Origin of the sequence: Enterococcus pseudoavium NBRC 100491 (genome assembly GCF_001544295.1) — a bacterium.
In the GTDB taxonomy this organism is placed as follows: Bacteria; Bacillota; Bacilli; order Lactobacillales; family Enterococcaceae; genus Enterococcus_A; species Enterococcus_A pseudoavium.
This window is the reverse complement of the sequence record NZ_BCQF01000013.1, coordinates 63396-79304: the sequence shown is the minus strand read 5'-3', so window position 1 is coordinate 79304 and position 15909 is coordinate 63396. Positions and strand designations below refer to the sequence as shown.

The window sequence follows — 15909 nt, the reverse complement described above, 5'->3', positions numbered from 1 at the left end:
CAAAGATGGAACGGTCTATTTTTGCTCGATTATTTTTTTAGGTTCAGGAGTTCTTTTAGCGAGGCTAGGAGTGAGTCAGCGGATGTTGTACAGCTAAAAGAGCTTGAAAAAAGAATTTGAAAGGAATGGTCTTAAAATTAAAAGAGAATCTTTCAAGGAAGATTGTTTAGAAAAGATCTGATTGATATACTAGCCAACAGGTGAAAACGTTTTATTTATTATCGTGAATAAATTTTGGGAAAAAGGGAAGACGGATGAAAAATATAAAATTGAAAGAAAATCTTGGGGATATTTTATTTGTTTTAGTATATGGCTTGTGTTCTGCTGCGGGCGTTCAGCTTTTCCTGCAGTCGGCCAATATCTATACAAGTGGAATTACAGGATTTGCCCAAGTATTGGTGAGTAGCTTACAGCATTTTTTAGGTTTGACCACATCCTTAGCGGTTTGGAATTTATTGCTGAATGTGCCACTTTTTATTATTTCATGGCGTGTTTTAGGAAAAAAATTTACACTTTACACGATTGCCTCAGTTGTCTCTATGTCCCTCTTTTTGAAGGTTTTACCGGAACATCAATTGACCAATGATCCGGTAGTTGCAGCGATTTTTGGGGGTGCTTTGACTGGTGTTGGAATTGGAATTTGCTTGCGAAGAGGCTTTTCGACTGGTGGGGTTGATATTATTGCTTTAGTGATTCAACGAACCTTTGGAAGAACGGTAGGGCAGATTAGCTTTATTGCTAATAGTTTGATCGTAATCGCGGCGAGTTTACTATATGGTTTTCAAAACGGACTCTACAGCATTATCTCGATTTATGTTGGAATTATGGTGATTGATCGGTTGTATATTCAACAGCAATTAGAGACTGTTTCGATTTATACTAAAAAACCAGAAGAGATCTTGCTTTTTTTGAAGGCAGCGACTAAGCGGGGCTATACGTATAATCGTGATTTTTTAGGGGGGTATCATGATCAGCCGGTCACTGTGTTAACGATTATTTTGACAAAATACGAAGAAATCTTGTTAATCAAACAATTGCGTGAGGTAGATCCCGAAGTATTCATTAATATTCAGCCGACAGAAAGAGTGCGGGGAAATTTTATTCAGCTTCAATAATGCAGAAAAAACCAGTTGACCACTGGGTTTTTTATTTAGCTTTTTTCAGCGAAGCCGCTACCCATAAGACTATGAATTGAAAGATATCTTTAGTAGGTTGAATGTTCAGGATAATTCTGTCTAAAAAAATTTAATTTCTTTTAGAGTTTGAAAGTATTCTAATTGACAGAAAAGATTTTCTATATATTTTTCATAATTTTTCGAAGTATCAAATGTCACGACCTTTATTCCAGCTGTGAAAACAATCCTAGGGTTTGGCAGCGGCACATGGGAAAGCCCCAAAAGACAAAAGAGAGAGAGCAACTAAGTTAGTGAGTCGTGAAAAATGACAAAAATGAAGTAACAGTCGAAAATAACAAAGAAACTGTCCACAAAGATTAGTACTTAATCTTTGTGGACAGTTTTTTACTAAGCAGCGCTTGCTAAATCCAAATCTTTTTCATTGAAGGTATCACCATGTTCGAGATCCCCATATTTGTAGCCGCGCTTGAACCAATTGATCCGCTGCTGGCTAGTCCCATGAGTGAAACTATCGGGGACGACGTAGCCTTGATATTCTTTTTGTAAGGTATCATCGCCGATAGCATTGGCGGCAGTGATCGCTTCGTCGATATCGCCTTCTTCTAAGATTGGCTGACCTTGATAAGTTTCTCCCGCTAAATATTTAGAAAAACAGCCAGCTAAATAATCGGCTTGAAGCTCTAAACGAACACTGTATTTATTGTATTCAGTCTCAGAAACCCGATTACGGATTTTATCTAATTGCGCTGAGATTCCTAACTCATTTTGAACGTGGTGTCCAACTTCATGAGCGATTACATAAGCCATGGCGTAATCACCGGTGGCCCCATAGTTATGGGATAATTCATCAGCAAAGCTTAAATCCAAATAGACATTTTGATCAGCCGGACAATAAAAGGGTCCGACTTGTGAGCTAGCTTGCCCACAAGCAGAATTGACGCTGTCGGAAAATAGGACAAGTTTTGGGTTTTGATAAGGTTGCTCCAATTTATCAAATTCCTCATTCCAATAATCTTCTAAGTGGGCAAAGACCACCGCAGCAAATTCTTTTTCATCTGTGTATTCTTTGGAGGAGACATTTTCCGTTTCATAAGTCGCCGGTGTGATACCGCCCCCTAGAGTATCCGTCACAGTGCTCAAATCGCCTCCTGAGATAAAGAAGACAATAAGTGCAATCAGGAAAACGCCAATTCCACCGCCAGCAGCCACTTTTCGACCACTGCTACCGGAACGATCCTCTATATTTGTACTTTGTCGATCCCCTCGCCAACGCATAATATTTCCCCCTTTTTTCCTTGTATATTTATTTTAATTGAAAAGATAACTGGAGCCAAAGAATAGCCCTTGATTTTTAAATTGAATAACCAGTCATCGCGTGATCAATAGGGTATATAGTTGAGCGCAGTTCTATTTTCAATAAAGTACTTTTTCTTAGAGAAAGTCAAATTTTTTTCTGAAAGTAGATTTGAATGAAATAACACCTGTAAGTGGTAACTTTAAAGGAAAAAGACTGATTTTAACAGAGAGGGCGAACGAAATTCATATAATAAGAAACGACTTTGAAATATGTTTGTAACATTTCTTTTATCTGTCTGATATATCATTGTGTTAGAATTACCTCTGACATTATGAGAGAGAAATTTTAAATCAACATAATAGCCGGAGGAATTTATTAGTGAAAAAGAGTTTATTATCAGCATTGTTAGTATGTACAATTGCCGTATCAGCGGTACCTAATATTGTATTAGCAGATACTTATGATCAACAAATCCAAGAAAAAGATCAAAAGATCAGTGATTTACAAGGAAAACAATCCGATGTTCAAACACAAATCGATGGATTAACCAATGAAATTGCTACAGTTAGCGGAAAAGTCAAAGACTTAGAAGCAAAGCAAGATCAATTAAATAAAGATACAATGAAATTACAAGATAAAATCGCTGTTTTAAAAGTTCGGATCGCCAAACGTAATGAAGTCATCAAAAATCAAGCACGGGATACACAAGTGAAAGGCCAAGCATCTTATGTTTCTGCTGTTTTAGAAGCTGATTCATTGTCAGATGTGATTGGTCGTGTTCAAGCGATGTCAACGATGGTCAAAGCGAACCATTCATTAATGGAACAACAAAAAGCCGATGAAAAAGCAGTAGAAGAAAAAGTTAAAGACAACGAAACAAAAGTTGCTGAAATTCAAGCAAATCAAAAAGAATTAGAAGCGCAAAAAAATGAGATTGCTAACAAACAAGCTGAATTGAATGTTATAAAAGCCAACTATGCGGCAGAACAAGCAACAGCTGAACAAGACAAATCTAAATTGAAGAAACAACAAGAAGCAGCCAAAGCAGAACAAGCGCGTGTCTTGAAAGAACAGCAAGAAGCTGCAAAAGCACAAAAAGCTGAAGAAGCTCGCCAGGCAAAAGAAGCTGCGAAAGCCCAAAAAGCTTTCGAAGAAGCTCAAGCCAAAGCTGAAAAAGAACAAGCGGAACAAGCTAAAGCAACTGAGAATTCAACAGCTTCAAGTTCAACAGAAGCTTCATCAAATACTGAAGAAACGTCAACTTCATCTTCAACAGAAGCACCGAATACGAATACTTCAAGTACTGAAGAAGAAGTTACGAAACCATCAACACCAGAACCAACACCAACTCCGACACCTGGTGGCGGAAAAGTTGATCACACAGGCTCTGGTAATATGTATGCAGTTGGTCAATGTACATGGTATGTGAAACAAGTTGCGCCATGGGCAGGAACTTATTGGGGCAATGGTTGTCAATGGGGCGCATCTGCCGCAGCAGACGGCTTCCAAGTAGATGGAACACCAGCTGCTGGTTCAATCGTCAGCTTCGCGCAAGGCCAATCAGTCGGAACATGGAATGCTGATCCGGTATATGGACACGTTGCCTATGTTCAATCATACAATGCATCAAACAATACGATTACTATTACACAAGGTGGGATGGGCTTCCCATCACCAACTGGACCCAATACTGCGACATTAAGTGCAGCAGGTCTAACGTATATTCACCCTTAAAAATTACCAAAAGAGAGTTTCCCTTTGTGGAGGCTCTCTTTTTTTTACCTGAGACAATACGGACGAGTTAGGGAGCCCAAAAAGGCTCAAAAAAAATCATTCAATCATTGTTTTTTGATTAATCTATTCCGATAAGTTTGTTTGGTTGTACTAGCTAATGATGAGTGCTAGCATAAGTTTGTGCGAAGATGAAGTGTTATATTATCGGAAGAAGGAATAATCATGAAACAAGTATTAGTGTTAGGAGCACATGGACAAATTGCACAGATTGTTACAAAAAATCTTTTAGCAGAGGATGTTCAGCAAAAATTATTTTTGCGTAACTCCGCACGTTTGAAGGTGGAGGACGCTAACAAAGAAACCGTGATTGAAGGTAGTGCGACGAGTCTTTTTGACTTACAGCAAGCGATGACTGATGTGGATATCGTGTATGCAAATTTAGCTGGCGAAATTGTTGAAGAAGCACAAAACGTTGTTGCAGCAATGAAAGCTAAAGGTGTTCAACGTTTGATTTGGATCTCAACTTTAGGTATCTATGATGAAGTTCCGGGAAATTATGGAAAATGGAATCATGAGCAATTAGACGGTGGTTATTTAGAAACCTATGCAAAAGCCGCTCGTGTAATCGAGGATTCTGGGCTGGCTTATACAATCATTCGACCAGCCTGGTTGGATAATCAGAACGAAGTAACCTATGAGTTAACTCACAAAGGCGAAGCATTTAAAGGAACCGAGGTTTCACGTAAAAGTATTGCTGATTTAGTAACCAAAATCATTAAAGATCCGACTTTATATGTAGGAGAATCTTTAGGGGTCAATAAACCAAATACTGATGGTGATAAACCAGCTTGGTATCGATAATTGAATAAAAAGCCTTGCGAATTTTGCAAGGCTTTTTACTTTATTTTAGCGCTAACTCTTTCAGTATTGGTCTTTAGTTTAAATAGAAAGCATGAGCTATTTTTGCTTGCTGCGGGCTTGAACTCCAACTAAACTTATTTCCAGAAAAGACAATAAGTGGTTGTTTACTGGTAATTTTATTGATATCTTTACTAGCTTTAGTTAGCTTCATAAAAGTGGAGGAATATAATGGTCTGATTGGAAATTATGGTCTTTGATGATCTGAATCAAGTAGAGAATGCTTTTTCTTGCGGTATTGCGACGCTCTTCAATAGAAGGGGCACGTTTTAACTATCAAAATCCTGCGATTCCGTTATAATAGACAAGGATGATTTTTTACATAGAGAGGAACCATAGATCCATGTTGACCAAGCTTTCAAATTACATAAAAACAGATTTGCTAGAAGACGAGTTTCCTGAATTAGCAGATAGTACTACTTTGCAGCAATTAATTACTAAAAACGGCGGTCATCCGTTTAGTCCAGAACAAATGGCAGCGATTCGTTTTCCAATGAATACTCATTTACGGATTATTGCGGGTGCGGGCAGCGGCAAGACACAAACGATCTGCGCCAAAGCGGCCTACTTAGTACTGGAAAAAGCAATTGAGCCTAAAGCGATTATGATGTGTACTTTTTCCCGCAAAGCAAAATTAGAGATGGAGGCGCGAGTCAATCAGTACTTAGCGGGTCAAGCGCGTCTTAAAGTTCAGACCTTTCATAGTTGGTTTCACGCAGAATATAATGAGTTGGTGCGTCAGCAGCCTGGATTGAAGCAATGGGGGATTGAGGGCGTTATCGACGAGGAACAGTACTTCCAAACAATCAATCACTTAGTCAAAAAGTATCGATTATATAATTTTGATAAATTCGAGGAGCAGACGATTGCGTCGCGGATTAGTTATTGGCGCAATTTAGGCTATTCTGATCAGGAGATGGTGCGTTTTGTTGCGAAGTATTTTGATGAAAAAGAATTACTTCCTAATCAGAAATTAAGTGTAGTTTTCCAACAATTCTTAGCTGAGCTAGGACAGACAAAGAAGGCTCAGCAGTTTATCACCTTCGATGACATGCTATTTAATCTCAAATTGATTTTAGAAAATGATGCAGTGGCCCGTCAAACGCTGCAAGCTAAATATAAGTATATTTTTATTGATGAATTTCAAGATATCAATCCGTTGCAAAAACAAATCGTCGCGTTGATTTCTCCTCCAGATCAGGAAAATCCGCAAAAGACTAGTTGTAAACTGATTATCGTGGGAGATGATGATCAAAGTATTTATTATTTTCGTGGAGCAGAACCGCTCTATATTAAGGAGTTCGAACAAGAATATCGGCAAACGTCGCTGAAATTAATGACTAATTATCGTTCTGATCAGCCAATTGTGGAGGTTGGTAATCGCTTGATTCACTACAATGCTCATGATCGCTTAGAAAAGACGATGATAGCCAATAAACGGACCACACAGCATGATTGTTACAGCATTGGTTTTCTTGATGATGAAGTAGAAGCAGAATGGATTGGAAAAAAAATCAAAGAATTGGCTCAGAAAACGCCACTTGCAGATGGTACAGCGGATTATCGTGACACGATGGTTTTATATCCAACTCGAGTACAATTACGTTCCTTATTAAAACAGTTGACACAACAGAAGATTCCATTTGTTACCCCCTCTAATGATGACCTGTTAGGTGTTTTTGGGTTGCCACTGTTTAAGACACTGTTTCAACAATTCCAATTATTGGCTTCGGCTACATTGTTGCAAGAAAAAAATGAAGCGCTGAAAAAAATCATTCAGCAATACGCTTTTTTCCATTACATTAAATTTGGTACGAGTGCCAAATTTAGTGAAGAATTGTTCAGCAAAAATAAATTTAAAATCAATGATTTGGTAGCATTTTTAGTTGAAGAACGTAAATTGACCGTAGCGGCACAAACGCAAGCAAAGCAGTTTTTCAAACAGATTTATCGCTTTTATCAAAATAAGCAATTGAATCTAGTTGAACTGGCAGAGACTTTAGTGGCAACGCCAAAATTCAAAAAAGATCTGAGTGAAGAAGAACGAGATTGGTTATGTAAGGAATTATCAGCGGCCAAAGATTGGACTGGCTTATCAGCAGCTTATCAGCAGGCTAGCCAGCAAAATCAAGGAATGAAGCAGCGTTTGAATGACTATGATCAGGAAAAATTGAATGCGGTGTATTTGCTATCGATTCATGCTAGTAAAGGACTCGGAAAAAAGAATATTTTCATTAAAGGGGTCTATCAAGGCGCATTGCCGAACCATCATACAGTTAAAAAATCCGATTGTGATTTGCAAAAAGCCAAGGAAGAGGCAGCACCACCAACGACGCTAGAGGAGCAACGGCGCTTGATGTATGTTGCCATTACTCGTGCTAAAGAAAATCTCTATGTTACTTTCCCCAAGAGCGTGAATAATAAAATGACTGAACTGTCACCCTTTTTAACAGAAGCCGGTTTACCGATCAAAGAATATCCAAAGAAAAAAGAATAGTTTGCGCTTTTTCTTTGGCTGAAATAGTACTTGGAAATTTTAAAGGAAAGCAGTTAGGTTATTAGAAACATGACATATGTTCTTTACAAGACATCCCGTTGCGGTCAAACGACTGTTTAAAGTGTATTGTACAAAATTAGGGCTGGCTAAATACAAGTCGCTGGATCATGTGGATCGTCAAACAAGTAAAGAAAAATAGTGTGATTTATTTGATTATCCGAACAAATAGATTTGCAAGTTTTAAAGAACCATTGAATTCAAAAAAGATAGTTGGAAGCAATCATCGAGATAGATTGATGATTGCTTTTTTTGTGTAAATTTTTAGGAGAACAATTCTTTGCCGGTAAGTTGAAAAAATAGTACTATCAAAGAAGAATATCGTTTTCATTTTACATGGATAATTCGTAGAAAGTGGCTCGAAATGCTGGGCATAAAAGCTTGTATGTTGGAGCTAGGAAAAGATTTTCTGATAAACGATACGGTATTATAAAAGGAGAGGTCAGCATGAAATTTGTAGTTATTGGTGGAGTTGCCGGCGGTCCTTCATTTGCGACACGTTTGCGCCGTTTAAATGAAGAACATGAAATCGTGATTTATGAACGAGGAGAAAACATTTCATACGCCAGCTGTGCATTGCCCTACTATCTAGGTGGTGTGATCGAAGATTTGGATTCTTTGATTGAACGAACACCAGAAATTTTAAAGGTTAAAAATAATATCGATGTTTTTACGAAACATGAAGTGGAAGAGATTGATTCTGAACAAAAACAATTAGTTGTTAAAGATTTAAACACCGGCAAAACTACTACAACTAATTATGATAAATTGATTATTTCAGCCGGAGCGCGACCAACATTACCACCAATCAAAGGAGCGGAAAAAGCGGAAAATGGTTTTGTTTTACGGAGTGTCACAGACGCCGCTGAAATCAAAACGTATATCGATGAACAGGATCCTAAAAGTGTGTTGGTGATAGGCGCGGGTGTGATGGGCTTGGAATTGGCTGAAAACTTTAAACATCGAGGATTGGATGTGACGTTAGTTGATCAATTGCCACAAGTCGCGTTTCCTTATGATGAAGAAATCGCTGATTTGATCTACGATAAATTGCTTGAAAATGGCCTGCACGTTCATTTAAATACGCGCGTAGAGGAAATCAATCAAGCCGGTAAAGAAGTTATCTTTTCTGATGGAAAGACGATTAAGACCGATTTGATTTTATTTGCGACAGGAGTAGCGCCTAACAATGAAGTTGCCAAAACAGCTGGCATTGAATTATCGGATGATGGTCAAATTATTGTCAACGATCAATTGGAAACCAATGTGGCTGATATTTACGCAATCGGCGATATTATCAAGACGACTAGCGTAGTGACGGGATTAGCAACTTCAAGTATGCTATCTAGTGCAGCAAATCGTCAAGGCCATATGTTAGCTGACATGGTCAACGGAACGCCGATGCGTTATCGCGGGTACATCGGTGCCGGTGTAGCGAAAATTTTTGACTACACGGCTAGCTATGCCGGAATGACGGAGCATGCATTGAAAGCTGCTGGTATCACCAACTATAAATCAATTTTTGTGACTCCATTTGATCACGCCTACTTTTATCCTGGTGCGACTCGGTTGAATTTAAAAATTATTTTCGATGCAACCAGCGGAAAAATTTTAGGGGGGCAAGCGGTTGGTGAGCAAGGGGTAGACAAACGAATGGGTGAATTATCCGTGGCTATCACAGGAAATCTAACGGTCTTTGATTTGCCTGATTTAGAATTACCTTATTCACCACCTTATTCTACAACAAGAGACCCATTGAATATTGCGGGTTACGTAGCGATCAATCAAATGACCAATGTCGTAGAAACAGTCAAAGCCGCCGATCTTTCTGCTGAAGATCGAGCAACGGCCTTTTTCCTAGATATTCGGGAACCGGATAAAGCAAAGTCTGGTAGTATTGAAGCAACCAAGAATATTCCGATGAATGAGTTGCGTGATCGCATCAATGAAATCCCACGTGATCGTAAAGTTTATATTACTTTTAGAAAAGGACTGAATACGTATACTTCTGCACGGATTTTGGCTGGCTTTGGCATTTCGGCAATTTTGATTGAGGAGTAGAACGATGAATGAGTTTAAACAAGTGTTTACTCAAGCACAACAATTTTTACTTTTGCAAGCATATGTCGATTCAAAACTGTCTGAAGCGGAATTAATGAATTTTATGTTATTAGAAACAGTGGATGAAATACCGGTTGTCTTTTATTCAGCCGGAGTGCTGCTGATTCAACCAGCACTTGACTTGGACCATTTTTCCCATGAATTTATCGCGAGTGATTCGTTCGAGCTTCGGGCTGAGCAAAAGCAGTTAACGATTTTGCTGTCAGAAAAACAGTTGAAGTTTCACTTTAAAACCAGAAATGAGACAGAGCAAGTCGTCAAAGATCTAACATATTTATATGCTCTATAATAGGCTAAAGACGCTAGTGAACTATAATAAAGGAGGATTTTAAGATGGACGGAATGCAAGTAGCGATGGAAATATTGGATCGCGCGGAGGAACGTTTGGTGGATACCTTTAACCAAATGACAACGGCTGAAGCGAATACGATGCCAGCACCGTTGATCAAATCAGTTACTTGGCTAATGTGGCATACTGCTCGAGAATTGGATCTGCAAATTTCAGATTTAAATGAAACAGAAGCTTTGTGGACCAGTGCAGGATGGACAGAAAAATTTGCTCTTGATTTGCCAGATGATACGGAAGATTATCGTCATACCCCAGAAGAAGCAGCCAAAGTCGTCATCAGTGATCGCCAATTACTCCTAGGTTATTTACGTGCCAGTGTTGAATTGACAAAGCAATATTTGGAAAAAGTCGATGAAAACAGCCTCGCAGATGTGATTGATACTAATTGGAATCCCCCGGTAACCCGTCAAGTACGGATTATTTCTATCATTGATGATGCCGTCATGCATTCTGGACAGGCAGTTTATACTAGACGTTTGGTAATCGGGAAATAGTTTTCAGCAAGAAAAATTTCAGACTATCGCTAGATTTAGGCCCTAAGCTCGTTATTTGAGCTTTGAACCGAATCAAAAAAGAATATGCGAAAAGCCTAGAATATGTATCAATAGAATAAATCACCAAAGGAGTAGTCATCGAAGCAGATGATCACTCCTTTTTTGTAGGAAATTCATCTTTTATTCATTAATGGACAAAATATGAATAAAAGATAAAAAATAAATCTTCGGGAATTCATAGTCATAATGGACCACTTCCGCTTATAATAGAGGTGAAAAACTTTAGTGAGTTTTAAATTGGTTTGAAAAACTTCATTTTGAAAGAATCGAGCAAGTACTTGATAAGATGTTCCGTTTGATACGAAGCATCGGATAGTTGATGGCCCAACAAAGTGACCAAAGAAAGCGAGTATAAGCATGTGCGCACAACAAAAGAAACCAGGCTGGTTTTTTAACAAAACTGGCATTGAGAAAATCACTGATGAAGCGGAAGTTGAGAACAAAGTTACCAAATTATCGGAAAAGATTGCTTCGAAGCAGTCGCAGGAAATCGCCGAACTTAAACGTGTGATTCTTGAAAAAGAAAAAGAACTGCATCAGTATCAGCAATCAGCAGCTCAAAAAAATCAGTATTTAATCAATGAAAATGAGAATTATAAACAGATACTTCTTCGGTGGGAAGAAGAGCAACGACAAGAAGTGAAGCAAATTCAGGCGTTAGAGACCAGCTTGCAACGAATGAATGCGGATGGACATCAAAAAGAGCAGGTTAAAGCTGCGGAAGATTTGCAAATGCAGCTGCAGCAGTTAGAGGCCGAACGGGTTCATTTATTGCAAATGCAAGATCGGTTAACTGAAGTGCATGCAGAAATTAAGGAGACTCGGCAGCAGTGCCAATTGGTGATTCACCAACAAAAAGATAGAGAGTTGCAACGTTATAAAAAGATTATTGAGCTGGAGAAAAAAATAGATGAATTATTGCTTCAGTTGGATGCAAAAGATGAATTGTGGGACCAAAAGGAAGCGATCATTAGGGAAAAAGAATATCAAGTTAGTCGGCTGCAACAAGCAGGTCGGCGAAGACAAGCAAAGACAAAAGTCGACATTACTGAATGGGAAAAATTACTTGCAGAAAAGCGAGCAGAGAACAACCAATTAAAAAACGAGATTCAGCAAGCCCAACAAGAAACGGCTGAAGTTTTGGACTTAGCCCGCAAACAAGCACGGAAAATCGTAGGGAGCGCTCGTTCAGAGGCACAGCAGATCGAAGAAATTTCAGCAGCAAAAACTGAGAAAATTTACGCTCAAGCTGAGGGAATTTCTTGCGAAGTGATAAAGACCCAGCCAGAAATAGTAAAAATTTTTGACGAACTACAGGATCAAGTCGCTCAATTAAAAACACTGAATAGCCAATAATGCCCAAGACCACCAAATACGGTGGTCTTTTTGTGTTGCTAAAATAGTAAAAAAAGTTGAGATTCTGTGGTAGACTACTGGGGAGAATAAGAAGGAGTTACAATCATGCGAAATATAAAATTAACGATCGAATACGATGGAAAACGGTACCTTGGTTGGCAGCGTTTAGGCGATTCAGAAAAAACGATTCAAGGAAAAATTGAAAGTGTTATTGCCCAAATGACTGGGGAAAAAATTGAAATCGTTGGTTCTGGCCGAACGGATGCGGGAACCCATGCCAAAGGGCAAGTTGCGAATTTTAAAACAAATTCAGAAATGCCACTAAATGAGATGCTATCATTTTTCAATCGTTATCTGCCTAGCGATATTGTCATAAAAAAAGTGGAGGAGATGCCTGACCGGTTCCATGCTCGCTACAATGTCAAAGGCAAACAATACAGCTATTATGTGTGGAACGATCCGATTCCAACTGCTTTTGAACGATATCATAGTTTTTATGTTCCGGAAAAATTAGATGTAACAGCGATGGAAGCAGCCTGCAGTAAATTATTGGGAACCCATGACTTTGTAGGCTTTTCTGCATTGAAAAAAACGAAAAAATCAACCACTCGGACCATTGATGAGATCTCAATCAAGCAAGAAGGCAGCATGCTGCATTTTACGTTTGTGGGAAATGGCTTCTTGCATAAAATGGTACGAATTCTGATGGGGACGATTTTAGCGATTGGGTCCGGTGAACTGCCTTTAGCGGTGATTGATGAAGTATTTGAAAATAAAGTTCGAGCAACTGCCGGTGAGACAGCACCAGCACACGGACTTTTCTTAGATGAAGTTTATTATTAATCAAAGCTCAGTAATTAGTCTGGAATTGTCCATATTAATTATTGAGTTTTTTATTTCTGCCTAAAAAGCAGTGGTAGATAGCCCTTAATAGATCAAGAAACCAACAATACCAGCTAAACACATTAAGAGGATTGGATTTGTTTTGAATTTTCGTAGTAACACTAAAGAAATTAGAAATAACCCTGCGGCCTTCCAGTCAAAGTGGTTGAAAAGATTAGTAGAAAAATCTGATGTTCCAAAAAAGGTCAGCAACAAAATTGTAAATCCGGCGGACATAATTAAACCGACCGAAGCCGCTTTTAAACTTTTTAATGCGGTTGATACATAAAGAGAGTCGCGATGCTGTTGAAAAAACTGATACAATCCAATTGAAATCACACAACCGCCTAAGATACAGCCGATGGTGGCAACGATGGCACCAGTGATGCCGTTTAGTTGCATCCCGACAAAAGTTGAAGTATTGACGGCTAAGGGACCAGGTGTCATTTGCGAGATCGTAATGATATCGCTGAAGACTTGTGGACTTAACCAACCTTGTTGATGAACCACTTGTTCCTGAATTGACGGGATAATCGCGTAGCCGCCGCCAATGCTAAATAAGCCGATTTTAAAAAAAGTCCAAAACAATTGCATTATTGTACCTCCTGCATTTGCTGATAATAGGTTTGAATTAGACAGACTCCAATACTAAATAACAAGATGTAAATGACATTCAAATTGAAAAAAGCATTTGCGACAAAAGAAATGGGGACAAGAATACTTAATAATTTAGCGTTTTCTTGGCGGATCAGTTGATACATATCAATGACGATATCAATAATCAAGGCAGTTACACAGGCCTGCATTCCTTTTAAGACAGCCATGACAGTTAAATTAGCTGCAAAAGCGGCATACCAATTGGAGATTAAGCCTAAGATTACTAGCGGCGGCAAGATCGCGCAAACTGCACTGATAAATACACCGATCAAACCGGCCACTCTTTTGCCGGCGAGGACACTTAAGTTGATTGCAATTGCGCCGGGTGAGGATTGAGCAACGGCCGCCATTTCGATTAATTCATCATTGGAAAACAAGTTCTTTTTTTCGACATAATATTTACGAATCATAGGAACAATTACAAATCCACCGCCAAAAGTAAAAGTACTGATAAATAAATTGACTCCAGCTAACCATAGATAGAGTTTGTGTTTTGACATCCAACCAGCCTTTCTTACTGCGTTAGCTTTAGTATAAAGTTTGGTTTCCAATCTGTGAAATGATAATATTAGCATGTAAGTATGAATTCAATTCATGACAAAGGAGCCGCTATGAACTTTAAACAATGCGTTATTTTTCGTGAAATTACTAAAACAAAAAATTTTACCAAAGCTGCGGCTAATTTATATTTGACGCAATCAGCAGTTTCTCATGCGATCAAAGATTTAGAGCGTGAAGTGGGTACACAATTGTTTGAACGTCTGCATCATAGTGTCCAATTAACGCCAACAGGTGAATTGTTTTTGCGAGAGATCCAACCGATTTTAGCTGAATTTGAATCTGTCGAGGCGCGCTTAACCGATCTCGAAAAGCAGCCGCCATTAAAAATTGCTTCTTGTATTACGTATGCACAAACGGAATTGCCGCAATTGCTACGGAAATTTAATTGTCAGCATCCTGACCGTCGTTTTAATGTGTTTGTTTTTCCTGCTTCAGAATCATTGCTGCGTTTAGAAAAAGGCGAAGTGGATCTGGCATTTATTGAGGGGCGAGTTTTACAACCAATTTTTCAAACTAAAAAAATTGCAGATTATCGCCTATGTGTTGTTGCTGCTAGCGAATTTAGCAGCTCTCAGTTAAGTTTTTCCGAGCTTTTGCAACAACCGTTACTACTACGTGAACGTGGCAGTGCGGTTCGTGAGACAATTGAGTCGAGCACCATTTTGCAAGGCTTTAAACTTTTTCCAACATGGGAAAGTGTTGATTCACAGGCCTTAATAGCAGCGGTAAAGGCTGGATTCGGCATATCGATCCTACCTTATCGTTTAGTCAAAGAGGAGCTTAGCCAAGGGATATTAAAAGAAATCGTGATTGAAGATTGGCAGTTGACCAATGATATTACTGCATTAGTTCGTAAAAATCAGTATCAGTCGCAGACTCTAAAGGAGTTCTGGGAGTTTCTAAATTTAGCAGAATGAAAAAATGTAAAGTTCTTAGAAGACTTTCAGAAAAAGATAGTATATAGTTATTTATAGATAGAAGGAAAGGGGTTTATTGGTTATGAAAACGACTGCTGAATTGAAAGCAGAAGCAAAAGCAACGTTGCAGGGAAAATGGGGACAAGCAGTTGTACTGAATCTTATCCCAACATTACTAGGTCTAGCGGTAATATTTTTTGTTGTATTATCAGGACTGATTTGGTTTTTTATTCATGGGACGGGCGAAGAAATGCTTTCCTCTGTTTCAGAATATCAACAAAATAATGCCAATGGCGGGGGAACCAGTCTAGTTTCAGCAATTATTAGTGCATTATTCATGAGTGGAATTTCTTGGACGTATTTAGATCTATTACGTGGGGAGCGGACGCACATCGAACCATTGAAAGATGCTTTTCGAGGGTTCCAAGGAGTATTTATTGGCGGAGTCATTTTATTAGCCTTGCTGACCAATATCTTTGCTTCTTTATGGGCGATCTTATTCGTTATTCCAGGGATTGTAAAAAGCTATGCCTATTCTCAAAGCTATTTTATTTATTACGATCAAATCCAACAAACCGGTGAAAAACCCAAAGCATTGGAAACAATTACGGCGAGTCGCCGTTTGATGGATGGCCATAAAGGTCGGCTGTTTTGGTTAGACATCACCTTCATTGGTTGGCATATTTTATCTCTGATCACACTGGGGATTGGTTATTTGTGGTTAAACCCTTATATCGCTGCAACTAAAGCGGCTTTTTATGAAGATTTGCAAGCGAATCAACTTGCTTAATTCATCAGAGAGAGTTGAATTAAAAAAATAGTAAAAGAGGATCGGCTGAATAAGGCCGATCCTCTTTTACTATTCCAATAGTT

At 38.7% G+C, this 15909-nt stretch carries 14 protein-coding genes; 11 read left to right on the top strand and 3 right to left on the bottom strand.

The genetic code is table 11. The annotated features are described in order from the left end of the window. The first annotated feature begins 254 nt into the window (after positions 1–254). Positions 255–1115: a YitT family protein gene (locus EP1_RS07885; protein ID WP_067626152.1), complete on the top strand. Its 861-nt coding sequence runs from the start codon at positions 255–257 to the stop codon at positions 1113–1115. A 408-nt stretch (positions 1116–1523) separates the two neighbouring features. Here the strand turns inward: EP1_RS07885 and ypfJ are convergent, their stop codons facing one another. Next, entirely contained in the window at positions 1524–2411 is an 888-nt protein-coding gene (ypfJ, locus tag EP1_RS07880) for a KPN_02809 family neutral zinc metallopeptidase (protein ID WP_067626150.1), read from the bottom strand. 400 nt (positions 2412–2811) lie between these two features. On the opposite strand from ypfJ, the gene EP1_RS07875 reads away from it, so the two are divergent. From EP1_RS07875 to truA, 8 genes are all read left to right on the top strand, one after another. Further along, positions 2812–4167, top strand: a complete 1356-nt coding sequence (locus EP1_RS07875; RefSeq protein ID WP_067626148.1) for a CHAP domain-containing protein — start codon at positions 2812–2814, stop codon at positions 4165–4167. Between the two features lie 222 nt (positions 4168–4389). Then, on the top strand, positions 4390–5028 hold the full coding sequence (locus tag EP1_RS07870; RefSeq protein WP_067626146.1) for an SDR family oxidoreductase: 639 nt from the start codon (positions 4390–4392) through the stop codon (positions 5026–5028). Positions 5029–5428: 400 nt separating this feature from the next. Next, entirely contained in the window at positions 5429–7582 is a 2154-nt protein-coding gene (locus tag EP1_RS07865; protein ID WP_067626144.1) for an ATP-dependent helicase, read from the top strand. A gap of 504 nt (positions 7583–8086) precedes the next feature. Beyond that, entirely contained in the window at positions 8087–9700 is a 1614-nt protein-coding gene (locus tag EP1_RS07860) for an FAD-dependent oxidoreductase (protein WP_067626142.1), read from the top strand. 4 nt (positions 9701–9704) lie between these two features. Then, the gene (locus EP1_RS07855; RefSeq protein WP_067626140.1) at positions 9705–10049 is read left to right on the top strand and encodes a hypothetical protein; all 345 of its coding nucleotides are present in this window, start codon (positions 9705–9707) and stop codon (positions 10047–10049) included. Between the two features lie 44 nt (positions 10050–10093). Further along, complete coding sequence (locus tag EP1_RS07850) at positions 10094–10603, top strand: mycothiol transferase (RefSeq protein WP_067626137.1); 510 nt, start codon at positions 10094–10096, stop codon at positions 10601–10603. A gap of 417 nt (positions 10604–11020) precedes the next feature. After that, the gene (locus EP1_RS07845) at positions 11021–12019 is read left to right on the top strand and encodes a coiled-coil domain-containing protein (RefSeq protein WP_067626135.1); all 999 of its coding nucleotides are present in this window, start codon (positions 11021–11023) and stop codon (positions 12017–12019) included. A gap of 105 nt (positions 12020–12124) precedes the next feature. Next, positions 12125–12862: a tRNA pseudouridine(38-40) synthase TruA gene (gene truA, locus EP1_RS07840; protein ID WP_067626133.1), complete on the top strand. Its 738-nt coding sequence runs from the start codon at positions 12125–12127 to the stop codon at positions 12860–12862. Between the two features lie 84 nt (positions 12863–12946). On the opposite strand, the gene EP1_RS07835 is transcribed toward truA, so the two are convergent. Together EP1_RS07835 and EP1_RS07830 are read right to left on the bottom strand one after the other, a co-directional pair. Next, the gene (locus EP1_RS07835) at positions 12947–13495 is read right to left on the bottom strand and encodes a chromate transporter (protein WP_067626131.1); all 549 of its coding nucleotides are present in this window, start codon (positions 13493–13495) and stop codon (positions 12947–12949) included. Then, complete coding sequence (locus EP1_RS07830) at positions 13495–14058, bottom strand: chromate transporter (RefSeq protein WP_067626129.1); 564 nt, start codon at positions 14056–14058, stop codon at positions 13495–13497. The genes EP1_RS07835 and EP1_RS07830 overlap by 1 nt, the downstream gene beginning before the upstream one ends. Before the next feature lie 111 nt (positions 14059–14169). Between EP1_RS07830 and EP1_RS07825 the strand changes: the two genes are divergently transcribed. Continuing rightward, complete coding sequence (locus tag EP1_RS07825) at positions 14170–15036, top strand: LysR family transcriptional regulator (protein ID WP_067626127.1); 867 nt, start codon at positions 14170–14172, stop codon at positions 15034–15036. 82 nt (positions 15037–15118) lie between these two features. After that, positions 15119–15826 carry a DUF975 family protein gene (locus tag EP1_RS07820; protein WP_067626119.1) on the top strand — a complete coding sequence of 236 codons (708 nt, stop codon included), beginning with the start codon at positions 15119–15121 and terminating at the stop codon, positions 15824–15826. Positions 15827–15909 lie beyond the last annotated feature (83 nt).

Excerpts from the sequence above, each read along its gene's own strand:
- EP1_RS07885 (WP_067626152.1), top strand. The coding sequence starts at position 255 with ATGAAAAATATAAAATTGAAAGAAAATCTTGGGGATATTTTATTTGTT.
- ypfJ (WP_067626150.1), bottom strand. The coding sequence starts at position 2,411 with ATGCGTTGGCGAGGGGATCGACAAAGTACAAATATAGAGGATCGTTCC.
- EP1_RS07870 (WP_067626146.1), top strand. The coding sequence starts at position 4,390 with ATGAAACAAGTATTAGTGTTAGGAGCACATGGACAAATTGCACAGATT.
- EP1_RS07865 (WP_067626144.1), top strand. The coding sequence starts at position 5,429 with ATGTTGACCAAGCTTTCAAATTACATAAAAACAGATTTGCTAGAAGAC.
- EP1_RS07860 (WP_067626142.1), top strand. The coding sequence starts at position 8,087 with ATGAAATTTGTAGTTATTGGTGGAGTTGCCGGCGGTCCTTCATTTGCG.
- EP1_RS07855 (WP_067626140.1), top strand. The coding sequence starts at position 9,705 with ATGAATGAGTTTAAACAAGTGTTTACTCAAGCACAACAATTTTTACTT.
- EP1_RS07850 (WP_067626137.1), top strand. The coding sequence starts at position 10,094 with ATGGACGGAATGCAAGTAGCGATGGAAATATTGGATCGCGCGGAGGAA.
- EP1_RS07845 (WP_067626135.1), top strand. The coding sequence starts at position 11,021 with ATGTGCGCACAACAAAAGAAACCAGGCTGGTTTTTTAACAAAACTGGC.
- truA (WP_067626133.1), top strand. The coding sequence starts at position 12,125 with ATGCGAAATATAAAATTAACGATCGAATACGATGGAAAACGGTACCTT.
- EP1_RS07835 (WP_067626131.1), bottom strand. The coding sequence starts at position 13,495 with ATGCAATTGTTTTGGACTTTTTTTAAAATCGGCTTATTTAGCATTGGC.
- EP1_RS07830 (WP_067626129.1), bottom strand. The coding sequence starts at position 14,058 with ATGTCAAAACACAAACTCTATCTATGGTTAGCTGGAGTCAATTTATTT.
- EP1_RS07825 (WP_067626127.1), top strand. The coding sequence starts at position 14,170 with ATGAACTTTAAACAATGCGTTATTTTTCGTGAAATTACTAAAACAAAA.
- EP1_RS07820 (WP_067626119.1), top strand. The coding sequence starts at position 15,119 with ATGAAAACGACTGCTGAATTGAAAGCAGAAGCAAAAGCAACGTTGCAG.